Here is a 14063-nt window from a genome sequence, read left to right as displayed (position 1 = left end):
TGGCTAATTCCGCTTTGCTTTCATCAATAGATATAATAGGTATATAAGAAAAGCTCTTTGAGTTTTTACTGACTGATATTCGTTATTGCCTTATTTATTCAAATCCAAGGGATCTATCTCATGCAACTGCTTCGTCCTATTCGTCGTGCCCTGCTTAGTGTGTCTGATAAAACAGGGGTTGTTGAATTCGCTAAGGCGTTATCTCAACGTGGTGTTGAGCTTCTATCTACTGGCGGTACTGCAAAGTTACTTGCTGAGTCAGGACTAAACGTAACTGAAGTTTCAGATTACACTGGGTTTCCTGAAATGATGGATGGTCGAGTGAAAACATTGCACCCGAAAGTGCATGGCGGAATTTTAGGTCGTCGCGGTACTGATGATGCCATTATGCAACAGCATGATATTGCCCCTATCGATATGGTTGTTGTTAATCTGTACCCTTTTGCCCAAACAGTGGCAAAACCAAATTGCACTCTTGAAGATGCTGTAGAAAATATTGATATCGGCGGCCCAACCATGGTGCGCTCCGCGGCCAAAAATCATAAAGATGTAGCAATTGTGGTGAATAGTAATGACTATCAAACCATCATTGATGAAATGGATAACCACGAAAACTCGCTAAATTGGTCAACTCGGTTTGACCTCGCAATAAAAGCTTTCGAACACACAGCTGCTTATGACAGCATGATTGCGAATTACTTTGGTGAATTAGTTGCCCCTTATTATGGTGATACGACCCAACCTTCTGGCCGTTTCCCTCGCACCTTGAATTTAAATTTTATAAAAAAACAAGACATGCGTTATGGAGAGAACAGCCACCAAGATGCTGCTTTTTATATAGAAGAAAACCCAAAAGAAGCTTCTATTGCAACTGCACAACAAATTCAAGGTAAAGCCCTGTCTTATAATAATATCGCTGATACCGATGCGGCTCTTGAGTGTGTTAAATCATTCGAAGAACCTGCTTGTGTAATTGTCAAACATGCTAACCCTTGTGGTGTCGCTATCGGTGATTCTATTCATACAGCTTATGATAACGCATTCAAAACTGACCCAACGTCTGCTTTTGGCGGCATTATCGCGTTTAACCGTCAATTAGATAAAGAAACCGCTCAAGCGATCATTGACCGCCAATTTGTAGAAGTCATTATCGCGCCTTCTGTTGCTAAAGATGCATTGCCTATTCTTGAGACTAAACAAAACGTTCGCGTACTTGAATGTGGCGAATGGAGCAAACCAGTTGCAAGTTTAGACTTTAAACGCGTGAATGGCGGTTTATTAGTGCAAGACCGTGACTTAGGAATGGTTGAAAAAGAAGAACTTCGCGTTGTGACTAAGCGCCAACCAACTGAACGCGAGCTAAAAGATGCGTTATTCTGTTGGAAAGTCGCAAAATTTGTGAAATCCAATGCTATCGTTTATGCCAAAAATGATATGACTATCGGTATTGGCGCAGGGCAAATGAGCCGTGTGTACTCTGCAAAAATTGCAGGTATTAAAGCCGCAGATGAAGGCTTAGAAGTCGCTGGCTGTGCAATGGCCTCAGATGCCTTTTTCCCATTCCGCGATGGTATTGATGCCGCAGCTGCTGTTGGAGTAACTTGTGTAATCCAACCAGGTGGTTCTATCCGCGATGAAGAAGTGATTGCAGCTGCAAATGAACATGGTATTGCAATGCTTTTCACTAATATGCGTCATTTCCGTCACTAATTATTAGGAGCCTAGTAATGAATATTTTGATTATTGGTGGCGGTGGCCGTGAACATGCCTTAGCGTGGAAAGCGGCTCAATCCCCTTTAGCAGATAAAGTGTATGTTGCCCCGGGCAATGCAGGCACAGCATTAGAACCATCCCTTGAGAACGTTAATATTTCTGCGACAGATATTGATGGGCTGCTACAATTCGCTAAAGAAAAGCAAATTGGTTTAACGATTGTCGGCCCTGAAGCACCATTAGTTATTGGTGTTGTAGATGCATTTAAGGCTGCTGGCTTAACTATTTTTGGCCCAACCAAAGGTGCTGCTCAGCTTGAAGGCTCTAAAGCATTTACTAAGGACTTTTTAGCTCGCCATCATATTCCTACTGCGGCCTATGAAAATTTTACTGAGATTGAACCTGCTTTAGCTTACTTAGATAAAGTCGGTGCGCCAATCGTGATCAAAGCAGATGGCCTTGCAGCGGGGAAAGGCGTTATCGTAGCCATGACTCTGCAAGAAGCAAAAGAAGCTGTTCATGACATGTTAGCGGGGAATGCCTTTGGTGATGCAGGACATCGTATCGTGATCGAAGAGTTTCTTGATGGCGAAGAAGCGAGTTTCATCGTTATGGTAGATGGTGAAAATGTCATTCCAATGGCAACTAGCCAAGATCATAAACGTGTCGGTGATGGTGATACAGGTCTAAATACAGGTGGAATGGGCGCTTACTCCCCAGCTCCTGTTGTGACAGATGAAATACACCAGCGCGTGATGGAACAAGTTATTTATCCAACTGTTAAAGGCATGGACCAAGAAGGAAACCGCTATCAAGGCTTCTTATACGCTGGATTAATGATTGATAAAGCAGGTAACCCAAAAGTTATCGAATTCAACTGCCGTTTTGGCGATCCTGAAACTCAACCTATCATGATGCGCTTGCAATCAGATTTAGTCGCTTTATGTTTAGCGGGGGCGAAAGGTGAGCTGGCAGGTAAAGATTCATTATGGGATGAGCGCCCTGCTTTAGGGGTAGTAATTGCTGCGGGTGGTTACCCAGGTGACTACCACAATGGCGATGTAATTTGGGGTTTACCAACCACCGAAGCGGCTGATAGCAAAGTTTTCCATGCGGGTACTCGCATGAAAGATGGAGAAGTCGTGACTGCCGGTGGTCGCGTCCTATGCGTAACAGCATTAGGTAATGATATCGCTAAAGCGCAAGCCAAAGCTTATGAAGTGGCAAAAACCATTCACTGGAATGATAGCTTCTACCGCAACGATATCGGTTACCGCGCTATCGCTCGTATAAAATAATACAAAGTACTAAACCATTCCCTAAGCTGATAAGTGGAAACTTTTATCAGCTTTTTTATTGTTGTTTGTACTATCAAACAAGCACTTTAAGGATTTCTGTTCGTAGCTAGACGGCAAGGTGACTAGGCTAAGTCACCGCGGCCAACAATGCTGAAGGTCGAAAGGCTACGAGTTGACGAGCAAAAATATCGGCTCTAAGTATTTCAATTCAGAGCTAGGCGGCAAACGAAGATATCTTAGGGAGCATACATAAGTATGTGACCTAAGTAGCTGAGAGCAGCCAACAACGCTATGGATTGAAAGACGACGAGCGGTGGGTCGAAAGACGACGAGCGGAGATATTACAACGAATCTTTAGAAGGCTGCCAGCGGCAAAAATCTGTATCCGCTACCATCAAAAGCTGATTCCCCTCAGAAGATTCCAACCACGCTAAATTTAGCTGGGAATGCCACACTTTCGCACGGCTCTGTAACCAATTTTCAGCATAGGGCTCAAAAGTCACTTCGCGTACATCACCTTCACAAGTCGTCACTTTACCTTGCTGCCAGCGACCTTGATAGAGTTTGACGCCGCCAACAATAAGTGCGGTGTTTGTCTCGAGTATGCGTTCAGCTTCAAAGCGCCAACGCGTAATTTCATCCGTTGAAAGAGGTGTTTTATAGCCGTCTTGAGTACGCTGCATAAAAATAACCTCATTATTTTTATCGAAGCGTAATTGTTCGGTGATATCACCGTTTTTTTGATTCAAGATTTGGCTGCGAATTTGCCACAGATTGCCTGAACGATATTCGAAGAAATTAACGGAAGTGTCTGTACCTTTATAGGGGCTATAAACCACCATTAAGACCAGAGGCTGGCTTTTTGCATTATTAAGTCGCCACATACGAATGACGCCATCATCGGCAATAAAACCACTTGCACTAAACTCAGGGAGCTTTGGTGCATTAGAAGAACAGGCGCTTAGCATTGAGATAGTTCCCAACACCAGCAACCCTTTTTGAATAAACAAAAGGGGTAGTTTTTTACCCCCTCTGGTGATTCGGCTGTACAATGTTCTTATTTTACAGCTTCTTTCAGTGCTTTACCGGCAGAGAAAGCAGGTACAGTTGTAGCAGGAATCTGAATTTCTGCTTTAGTTTGTGGGTTACGACCAGTACGCGCAGCACGATGGCTAACTTTAAAAGTACCGAAACCGACCAGTTGGACTTGTTCGCCTTTTTTCAGCGTTTCAGAAATAGCATTCAGAGTAGATTCTAATGCTGCTTTTGCCTGAACTTTGGTCAGGTCCGCTGATTCTGCGATAGCATCAACTAATTCAGTCTTATTCATAAATTATCCTTACACAGTGTGTTTATCGTTTGCAAAGCATCGAGTGCGTCGGATATGCCAAATTGACAGCCCCTGATACACGCCCCCGATAGCCACTTCTTCTCGCCCCTAAATGTAGACCAGAGTAGGGGCAAATGTGAAGTCTTAGTACTCAGCATTACTGCGTCAAGTCACGTTTTCGGTAATGAAAATGCAAAAATCAGCTTAAAGTAATACCTATATTGCTCACCCCCGCTTCGCGGAGGTCAGATTTTAATCCTTTAATTAACTCTAAGTCGCGCTCTTCACAAGCTGCCAGTAACCGGAAAATGTCCCACTGGATATCCCATTCCTCTTCAACGGCCGGGATTTCTTTGAGTTCTTCTTCTGTCATTTCCCGCCCTGCTTGAGTCATTTCGAGCATGGCAACCGTACGAATGGATGCTTCGCTAACCAATATTGCGTGTTCGAGGGTTTCACCACTCAATTTCGAATGGATAATTTCACCTAACGCAATACAGGCATCAATAGCTGGATACACACCATACATATCGAAATCATCTGCTGATGGGATAATTTCTTCTAATTTTTCTAACTGACTGTCGAAATTGACTTTGCTATCTTTAATGACCAAAGTTTCCCAAACTAAATCAAGGATGGAACGATAAACTTTTGCATCGGCAAATTCAGTTTGCTGACAAAACATTTGAAAGTTCGGATACATTCTTTCACATAGGCTTGCCATGAAAGTTGTATGTTGCCAGCTTTCTAATTTTTCCAACCTCAAATGAATGGGATTTCTTAACATAATTTCTGACTCATCAATCTTAATACTTCGCAGTTTACCTGAAAATCTGTCAATGCCACATATTTTGCTGATAATTAGCTGATTTTCTCATTCATTCGCTTAAAAAACGTTCGATTTGATGCAATTCCGTCAGCAAAACGCGTCGGTTCTGGCAACCGATAACCTTTTAGACACTGCTTTACCCACTCTAAGGAAGAGGAAAAACCTACTTTATGACCAGGTGAAACATATAATGGTTTGCAGCGTTTTTTGCTCCGCAATACCCAACCGAGTTGATTTTCACCTGCCATTAATGGCTGAACACTTTCGGGTTCTTCACTTAACTCAACCGCATCACCACATAAACGGCTTTTTGCAACGCCAATTGTGGCTATATTAGCTTGTAACCCAAAATGGCAGGCAACACCAAAGCGCCGTGGGTGTGCAATCCCTTGTCCATCTACGAGTACTAATTCAGGTTTATTTTGTATTTTTTCCCACGCCGCCATTAACCCAGGGACTTCACGAAAAGAAAGTAACCCCGGTATATAAGGTAATTGAGTCGGTATTCGTGCTATTTGATACTCAACAAGTTCTAACTGTGGCCAAGATAATACAGCTACCACTGCACGCGTAATAGCGCCTTGCTGTTCAAAGCCCACATCCGCTCCACCAATCAGTTTGAGTGGTGGAAGTTCATCATGCAAAATGATTTTTGAAGCTTGCCTAGTTTGTTCTTTTCGTAACAATTGAGTATCTAAAACCATCATGCGTCCATTGCTTATGAGATTAAATTATTCTTAATCATAGATGATAATGGTGTACTTACAAGATTCTATAAATACACCACAAACCTAGAAGATCAATAAACGATAATTATTGATGATATTGGCGGGATAAACGGTGAACTGCATCCACAAATGCACCTGCATGCTCAGGTGGAACATCCTGATGAATACCATGGCCTAAATTGAATACGTGCCCTTCACCTTGGCCGAAGCCAGATAGAATATTTTGCACTTCTTCTTCTATACGCGCAGGTGGTGCATATAACATGGATGGATCCATATTACCTTGTAAAGCGACTTTATCACCAACACGACGACGAGCATCAGCAATTTCAGTCGTCCAATCAAGGCCTAATGCATCGCAACCCGTTGCCGCCATTTCCTCTAACCACTGACCGCCACCTTTAGTAAATAAGGTGACAGGAACACGGCGACCATCATTTTCACGAATTAAGCCATCAATAATTTTATGCATATAATTCAGTGAAAACTGTAAATAATCACGCTTAGTTAACACCCCACCCCATGTATCAAAAATCATCACGGACTGTGCGCCTGCACGAATTTGAGCATTCAAGTATAAAATGACACTGTCCGCCAGTTTATCCAATAACAAATGTAATGTGTTCGGGTCTTCGTACATCATCTTTTTGATTTTAGTGAATGCTTTGCTACTGCCGCCTTCCACCATATAAGTCGCTAGTGTCCACGGGCTACCAGAGAAACCAATCAGTGGCACATTACCTTCAAGGGCTTTACGGATGGCACGAACGGCATCCATTACATAACCAAGTTCCATTTCAGGATCAGGAATAGGGATGTTTTTTACATCTGCCGCGCTCATAATCGGTTTATGAAAACGTGGGCCTTCACCCGTTTCGAAATATAACCCAAGCCCCATTGCATCAGGGATAGTGAGAATATCAGAAAATAAAATTGCAGCGTCTAATGGAAAACGACGTAATGGCTGTAATGTCACTTCACAAGCCAATTCGGTGTTTTTGCACAGAGCAATGAAATCACCAGCTTCAGCGCGAGTTGCTTTATATTCAGGCAGGTAACGCCCTGCTTGACGCATCATCCATACAGGGGTCACATCTACAGGCTGACGTAGCAAAGCACGTAGATAGCGGTCATTTTTTAACTCAGTCATTATTTACTCCATTATTATAAGTGGCCGCCGCAAATGGCTAAGAGCGAAGTTCATTATTGTATCATGTTAATGATAACAATATCAGCGCTGTGCTATTTTCCCGTTTCATAATCACTTTGACGACACAATGCGACCGTATCTTCAATCAAACGCCTAGCTATGGTGTCCGCGGGTGGGATCAAAGGCAGTTCATTGTAATGATACCAATTTGCGCTCACCAACTCCTTCGGGTCTACTTTAATATCACCACTCTCATAATCCGCGAGAAAGCCCATCATTAAAGAATGAGGAAAAGGCCATGGCTGTGAAGATACGTAACGAATATTCTTCACTTTTATATTGCTCTCTTCCATGACTTCGCGCATAACAGCCTCTTCTAGTGTTTCACCCACTTCAACAAAACCCGCTAATACGGTAAATAATGGATTTTGCGAATGGCGCCGGTGCTGAGCTAATAGAATATGGTCATCACGTCGGATCCCCACGATAATACAAGGGGCAATCTGCGGGTAATAGCGCTCATGGCAATGGTCACACAAACACGCCCATTCTGTTTCACTATGGCGCATTGCAGTACCACAATAGCCGCAATAACGATGAGAACGATAAAATTCCGCCAATTGCACACCTCGCCCAGCGAGACGAAATAAACCCTCATCTTGCGCAGCAACAATACGGGGAGATGCCATATCTGATGGCATTTTTTCGGCTATCAACCAGACAATTTCCCCTTGCCACTCACCAATTGGTGTCGCTATTTTTCCTTCTAACAAATAGTCCTTTGCCATGCCTCGTGGAATATCTCCATGAGGTAGCCACAAACGCCCGGAAAAACAGATAAACCACCAACCACTTTCAGTTCCTGATAATTTTAACTTATTCATTTTTCATATCTTTTGTTAGTTTTTATTGTCGAAAAAATAAATCTATTAATGACACAATACACTTCTTTGGCGCAATGTCATTCAAACGTTTGTTTCATTATTTTTCATTATCAATTTTGACACTTTTTAGACGTTCCATTCCATAAAATGTCTAAAAACTGTCATAAAAGGGTCAACTAACTGTCACCTCTTAAAATTAGGATGCTAAGTAACCAATACGGTTCACCGTTCTTCAAAAGTGAGAAAATAATGAAAACTATCGTTCCTGCGATTTTACTATCATTGACTGCATCCAGTGTGACATTAGCTGCTGATGCTAATTTAGCAGAGTTAATCGATGCAGCGAAAAAAGAAGGGCAAGTTTACAGCGTTGGAATGCCTGACTCTTGGGCTAATTGGAAAGGAACTTGGCAAGACTTAGCGACGCAATATGGGTTGAAGCATCAAGATACCGATATGAGCTCCGCCCAAGAAATTGCCAAATTTGCCGCAGAAAAAAATAATGCGACCGCAGATATTGGTGATGTAGGTGCCTCTTTTGGGCCTGTTGCCGTGCAAAAAGGTGTGACTCAACCTTATAAACCAACAACTTGGGCACAAATTCCTGATTGGGCAAAAGACAAAGACGGCCATTGGGCTTTAGCCTATACAGGGTCAATTGCTTTTATGATTAATAATGATCTAGTGAAAGATGCGCCGAAAAGCTGGGATGACCTATTAAAAGGAAAATATAAAGTCACCGTTGGGGATGTTGGAATCGCTGCACAAGCCAATAATGCTGTACTGGCCGCCGCATTTGCCCGTGGTGGTGACGAAAATAACCTAAAACCTGCCATTGAATTTTTTGCTGAACTCGCCAAACAAAAACGCCTATCCGTTAATGACCCAACTGTCGCAAATATCGAAAAAGGTGAAGTCGAAGTTGGCATCTTATGGGACTTTAACGCACTGAATTACCGTGATCAAATCAACCGCGATCGCTTTACGGTTGTGATCCCATCTGACGGTTCTGTCATTTCAGGTTACACCACTATCATCAATAAATTTGCCAAAAACCCAAATGCAGCAAAATTAGCTCGTGAATTTATTTTCAGTGACAAAGGCCAATTAAACCTTGCTGAAGGCTACGCTCGGCCAATTCGTGCACAATATCTAACATTACCTGACGATATTAAAGCCAAATTATTACCAGAAGAACAATATAAAAATGTTCAACCCATTAAGAATGCAGAAGGTTGGGAAAAATCGTCCCGTAATCTCCCTAAAATGTGGCAACAGCAAGTTTTGATCCACCAGCAGTAATTTAATGTATTGATTTTAGGAAAAGTTAATGTCTGAGAAAGTCATACTTGTTGTCCTAGACGGTTTAAGTTATTCAGTAGCCCATCATTGTATGGGCTATCTTAACGGCTTAATTAAAGCCGACAGTGCAACACTTTACCAATTAGAGTGCGAGCTTCCTTCGATGTCTCGCCCTTTATATGAGTGCATACTAACGGGAGTTCCTCCTGTCAAAAGCGGTATTGTAAATAACCAAATTATCCGTTTATCCCATTTTGACAGCATATTCTCTCTTGCGCGCCTTGCCGGCAAAACGACCGCCGCCGCCGCTTATTATTGGGTGAGTGAGCTGTATAACCGAGCGCCTTTCGTCGCAACAAGAGACCGTTTTACTCACGATGAATCGCTAGCTATCCAGCATGGCTGCTTTTATCAAGCAGACCATTACCCTGATGATCACTTATTTGTCGATGCGGAATATTTACGCACTCAATTTAACCCTGATTTTTTATTGATTCACCCTATGAATATAGACGACACCGGGCACAAGTTCGGTTTTGATTCGCCGCAATATCGTAATGCAGCACGCCATGCAGATATCATCCTGTCGAATTATATTCCTACATGGATTGAGCAAGGTTATCAAATCCTGATCACTAGTGATCATGGGATGAATAATGATCGTAGCCACGGAGGGACACTTCCTGAAGAGTGTTTAGTCCCATTGTTTGTCGTCGGTTCGCAATTTTCTCATCAACCCTGCGATATTGAGCAAACCGCGATTTGTGGAACCATCTGTCGTTTACTTGGTGCCAACTCTCTGGATAAACCTGTTTGTGATGCACTATTACGAGGAGGTTTGTAATGGCTGATATCCCTGCTTCCTGTGAGCAGACATTCCAACCACAGGGAAAAATTGCCATGTTAAAAAAACGCTTTGCTCGTTTTCATTGGCGCGCTGCACTGCTACTGCTACCATTCTTTGTACTATTTAGTTTATTCCAAATCGCCCCAATGATTTGGGTGCTCATTAATAGCTTTATCTACGAAGAAGCATGGTCATTAGGCAACTATCTTGAAGTATTCAATAATGATTTTTACTTGCAAGCGTTTGAAAATACCTTATGGCTTTCCATTATTTGCAGTGTAATTGGCTTATTCATTTCCAGTATCACGGCATTTTCCATTTATAAAATGCAAGGGAAAATTCGCCGGATAATGATTTCCTTCACCACCATGGCCAGTAATTTCAGCGGTGTTCCTCTTGCTTTCGCATTCATTATTATTTTGGGCTTCAATGGGGCGATTACCTTGCAGCTCAAGTCATGGGGGATTATCGAAGATTTCAATATATACAGCGCCAGCGGGTTAATGCTGTTGTATGTATATTTTCAGATCCCATTAGGTGTTCTGTTGCTTTATCCCGCCTTTGACGCACTAAAACCTGAATGGGAAGACGCAGCAAAAACGATGGGAGCAAGCAAACTAACCTATTGGCTAAAAGTTGCTATTCCGGTGCTTTCCCCTGCTCTACTTGGCACCTTTATTATCCTAATTGCTAATGCAATGGGCGCATACGCCAGTACCTATGCGTTAACAAGTGGTAATTACAACCTTGTGACTATCCGAATTGCCAGTTTAGTTTCCGGTGATTTATTTCTGGAGCCGAATATGGCTGCGGCTTTATCAATGCTACTTATCGCTATCTTAGCTTTTATCACGGCTATCCATCATTGGTTAATCAAGCGGAGCTACCATGCAAAATAATAATGCGATTAGCCCAGTTATAACCAATAGCAATAAACCCTCTGGATTATTGCTTCATAAGTTAGTACTAATCAGTGTTGCTAGCCTATTAGCGCTACCTATTATTGCCACATTTTTGTATTCCATCGCCAGTTCTTGGGGAGCCACTGTGCTACCTGATGCCTTGTCGATTAAATGGTATCTACAATTGTGGCAAGACCCGCGTTTTCTCATGGCATTTGGTCGTTCATTAATAATTTGCTTTGGTACGTTACTGGTTAGCACATTAATTATTTTACCCATGACGTTTGCGGTATTTTATCGGTTCCCCAAACTCAAAGGGATGATGGATTTACTCATTATTTTGCCTTTTGCGATCCCGCCTGTGGTCTCATCGGTTGGCTTGCTGCAAATATTTGCTGATGAACCATTCATGTTGGTTGGTACACCTTGGATCCTGATTGGTACTTATTTCACCATCACGTTACCTTTTATGTATCGTGCTCTTGCGAATAGCTTTCAAGGCATTAATTTACATGACTTAATGGATGCCGCGCATTTACTCGGTGCCAGTACCTTCCAAGCCTTTATGATGATTGTGTTACCCAATATTCGCAAAGGTATGTTGGTCTCATTATTAATTTCATTTTCATTTTTAATGGGTGAATTTGTGTTTGCCAATATCCTTGTGGGAACACGTTATGAAACCTTGCAAATCTATCTTTTCAATATGCGACAAACCAGCGGGCATTTCACTTCTGCTCTGGTGATGTCATATTTTCTGTTTACCTTATTGCTGACATGGTTAGCAATGCGATTAAATCGTTCAGGAGATGAATGATGAGTTATGTTATTGCGGAAAATTTAGCCAAGTCTTTTGGCACTAATCAGGTATTTGCTGATATTCAATTTACTATCGAAAAAGGCGAATTTATTACCCTACTTGGGCCAAGTGGTTGCGGAAAATCGACTTTATTACGCTGTATCGCAGGGCTTGAACAACTTAATGATGGCGAACTTTATATTAATCGCCAGAATGTAACCCACCAAGCCGCACAGCAACGCGGCGTTGGCATGGTGTTCCAAAGTTATGCGTTATTTCCCAATATGACTGTGGTTGACAATATCGCGTTTGGTTTAAAAATGCGTAAAATTGATAGCCAAGCCAGATCTAAAGCAGTCGCTGAAGTGATTGAATTAGTTGAATTACAAGGAAAAGAACAACAATTTCCCCATCAACTATCAGGGGGACAACGCCAACGAGTAGCACTCGCAAGAGCATTAGTGATGAAACCGCAAATTTTGTTACTTGATGAGCCGCTTTCCGCTCTTGATGCACGGATTCGCAAGCACTTACGCCAGCAAATTCGCCAAATTCAACGTGAATTAGGCTTAACCACCATTTTTGTTACTCATGATCAAGATGAAGCGATGATCATGTCCGATAGGATCTTTTTGATGAATAAAGGGCAGATCGTGCAAAGTGATACGGCAGAGAATATTTATACCCAACCAGCAACAGAATTTGTCGCTCGGTTTATGGGCCATTACAACCTTGTTGATTCCGAAAAGGCCAATACGATGTTAGGCCTTAATTTACAAGGTACACTTGCTATCCGCCCTGAGTCTATATATGTCAAAGAAGCGGGGCGCCAATACGGTAGCCATATTTCTCACCCTGTTGATGCCGTGATATTGGACCATCAGTTGCTTGGCAATATTATTCGTTATAGTGTGAATACCCCTGCAGGTGATATGACGGTGGATTTACTTAACCGCTCATCTGAGCGTTTATTTGAACCTGGAACTCGCCTTGAACTTATGTTTAATAAAAATGAAATTCGCACACTTAGTTAATAAGTAGATAGGAATATAATGCAAAACCGACTGGCCATTTTTGACTTAGATGATACGTTAATTCAAGGTGATAGCAGTGTATTGTGGACACAATATCTGTGGGATAAGCAAATCATTAGCGACCCACAATTTGTGGAGGCAGATAAAGCCATGATGGCGCAGTATAATGCAGGCACTTTGGATATGCCGACTTACCTGCATTTTAACCTACAAACCCTCGCCAATGTAAAAACTGAGCAAGTGGATATTTGGTTGGATGATTTTGTACAAAACGTGATTTTACCGCGAGTCTACCCTGACGCCATTAGAACGATCGCAAATTATCGAGCTAAGGGGCTGCCAATTATTGTGATCTCCGCAACCGTTTCATTTATTGTGAAAAAAATTGCTGCGAAACTAGGTGCGGATGTCGCGATGGGGATCGATATCAAACAACAAGATGGTTGCTACACCACAGAGATCGACGGCATTCCAACCTTTAAGGAAGGTAAAGTCAAACGCCTATTAGCTTGGGTCCGCCACCAGCCGATCACTGACGCATATGTATATTTCTATACCGACTCCGCTAACGATCTCCCGATGTGCCAATTCGCCGATGAAGTATTTATTATCAACGGTGACGAACGCCTAACGCAAGCCGCACTCGAACACAATTGGCCACAATATACTTGGGGTTTGTAAGCCCAATTTTAATTTCAAACTTGGTTTTAATTTTGGTTTTAACTAACTAATCTTTTCAAAGGTTCCTCTAAATTATTCGTGCTAGAGGAAGGAGATAAATAGAATTATCCCGATGAGCATACATAAGTATGTGACTTGGGTAGCCGAGAGCAGCCAACGCACTTATCGCTTGAAGAATGACGAGGAAGCACTTATTCCTTGAAAAATAACAAGGAAATAACCTTATTCCATTTTACTTTCCTCTAAATTATTCAAGTGAGAAGAAGGCGGCAAATGAGGATATCCCAAGGAGCATACATAAGTATGTGACTTGGGTAGCCGAGAGCAGCCAACGCACTTATCGCTTGAAGAATAACGAGGAAAGCTTATACTGAAATCTCTTGTCGGAGTGCCTAGTATGCAATGCATCAGGCTGAGACCGTTAATTCGGGATCCGCGGAACCTGATCGGGTTAATACCCGCGAAGGGAACAAGAGTAATCACTCAGCGTTAGTTTATCACCTCACATTTGGTGAAAAATTAGCCGCAACGTCTTTTTATTACTCCTCCGAACTCCTGACAAGCAA

14 protein-coding genes and 1 riboswitch are annotated in these 14063 nt (G+C 42.3%); of the genes, 8 read left to right on the top strand and 6 right to left on the bottom strand.

The annotated features are described in order from the left end of the window. The first annotated feature begins 120 nt into the window (after nt 1-120). Both purH and purD read left to right on the top strand, forming a co-directional pair. Nucleotides 121-1710: a bifunctional phosphoribosylaminoimidazolecarboxamide formyltransferase/IMP cyclohydrolase gene (gene purH, locus FVA72_RS02060; RefSeq protein ID WP_004264527.1), complete on the top strand. Its 1590-nt coding sequence runs from the start codon at nt 121-123 to the stop codon at nt 1708-1710. Between the two features lie 17 nt (nt 1711-1727). Then, complete coding sequence (gene purD, locus FVA72_RS02055) at nt 1728-3011, top strand: phosphoribosylamine--glycine ligase (RefSeq protein ID WP_110592637.1); 1284 nt, start codon at nt 1728-1730, stop codon at nt 3009-3011. 341 nt (nt 3012-3352) lie between these two features. Here the strand turns inward: purD and FVA72_RS02050 are convergent, their stop codons facing one another. The 6 genes from FVA72_RS02050 to nudC all read right to left on the bottom strand — a co-directional run bounded on the left by FVA72_RS02050 (nt 3353) and on the right by nudC (nt 7932). Continuing rightward, complete coding sequence (locus FVA72_RS02050; RefSeq protein ID WP_310889357.1) at nt 3353-3997, bottom strand: DUF1481 domain-containing protein; 645 nt, start codon at nt 3995-3997, stop codon at nt 3353-3355. A gap of 71 nt (nt 3998-4068) precedes the next feature. Then, nucleotides 4069-4341, bottom strand: coding sequence for an HU family DNA-binding protein (locus FVA72_RS02045; protein ID WP_004264522.1), 273 nt, complete (start codon nt 4339-4341; stop codon nt 4069-4071). A 199-nt stretch (nt 4342-4540) separates the two neighbouring features. After that, nucleotides 4541-5128, bottom strand: coding sequence for a YjaG family protein (locus tag FVA72_RS02040; RefSeq protein ID WP_004264521.1), 588 nt, complete (start codon nt 5126-5128; stop codon nt 4541-4543). A gap of 74 nt (nt 5129-5202) precedes the next feature. Beyond that, nucleotides 5203-5874 (bottom strand): deoxyribonuclease V, encoded by a 672-nt coding sequence (gene nfi, locus FVA72_RS02035; protein WP_050763795.1) that lies wholly within the window; start codon nt 5872-5874, stop codon nt 5203-5205. 109 nt (nt 5875-5983) lie between these two features. Beyond that, entirely contained in the window at nt 5984-7048 is a 1065-nt protein-coding gene (gene hemE, locus FVA72_RS02030) for a uroporphyrinogen decarboxylase (RefSeq protein WP_004264519.1), read from the bottom strand. Nucleotides 7049-7140: 92 nt separating this feature from the next. Continuing rightward, on the bottom strand, nt 7141-7932 hold the full coding sequence (nudC, locus tag FVA72_RS02025; RefSeq protein WP_004264517.1) for an NAD(+) diphosphatase: 792 nt from the start codon (nt 7930-7932) through the stop codon (nt 7141-7143). Between the two features lie 249 nt (nt 7933-8181). Between nudC and FVA72_RS02020 the strand changes: the two genes are divergently transcribed. Genes FVA72_RS02020 through FVA72_RS01995 form a run of 6 tightly spaced genes read left to right on the top strand, consistent with a single transcriptional unit; the run spans nt 8182 to nt 13497 of the window. Then, entirely contained in the window at nt 8182-9234 is a 1053-nt protein-coding gene (locus FVA72_RS02020) for an ABC transporter substrate-binding protein (protein WP_110592639.1), read from the top strand. A 28-nt stretch (nt 9235-9262) separates the two neighbouring features. Continuing rightward, nucleotides 9263-10078, top strand: a complete 816-nt coding sequence (locus FVA72_RS02015; protein ID WP_110592640.1) for an alkaline phosphatase family protein — start codon at nt 9263-9265, stop codon at nt 10076-10078. Continuing rightward, on the top strand, nt 10078-10980 hold the full coding sequence (locus FVA72_RS02010) for an ABC transporter permease (protein ID WP_004264514.1): 903 nt from the start codon (nt 10078-10080) through the stop codon (nt 10978-10980). The genes FVA72_RS02015 and FVA72_RS02010 overlap by 1 nt, the downstream gene beginning before the upstream one ends. Next, nucleotides 10970-11800, top strand: a complete 831-nt coding sequence (locus FVA72_RS02005) for an ABC transporter permease (RefSeq protein ID WP_004264512.1) — start codon at nt 10970-10972, stop codon at nt 11798-11800. The genes FVA72_RS02010 and FVA72_RS02005 overlap by 11 nt, the downstream gene beginning before the upstream one ends. After that, on the top strand, nt 11800-12816 hold the full coding sequence (locus tag FVA72_RS02000; RefSeq protein WP_036958879.1) for an ABC transporter ATP-binding protein: 1017 nt from the start codon (nt 11800-11802) through the stop codon (nt 12814-12816). The genes FVA72_RS02005 and FVA72_RS02000 overlap by 1 nt, the downstream gene beginning before the upstream one ends. Nucleotides 12817-12834: 18 nt before the next feature. Next, nucleotides 12835-13497: an HAD family hydrolase gene (locus FVA72_RS01995; protein ID WP_110592641.1), complete on the top strand. Its 663-nt coding sequence runs from the start codon at nt 12835-12837 to the stop codon at nt 13495-13497. Between the two features lie 374 nt (nt 13498-13871). Beyond that, a riboswitch (TPP riboswitch) is annotated at nt 13872-13983 on the top strand. Nucleotides 13984-14063 lie beyond the last annotated feature (80 nt).

The sequence above is a fragment of the Providencia sp. PROV061 genome, assembly GCF_011045655.1.
Classification (GTDB): Bacteria; Pseudomonadota; Gammaproteobacteria; order Enterobacterales; family Enterobacteriaceae; genus Providencia; species Providencia hangzhouensis.
The sequence above is the reverse complement of the archived record's forward strand: the minus strand, read 5'-3'. Positions and strand labels throughout refer to the sequence as shown.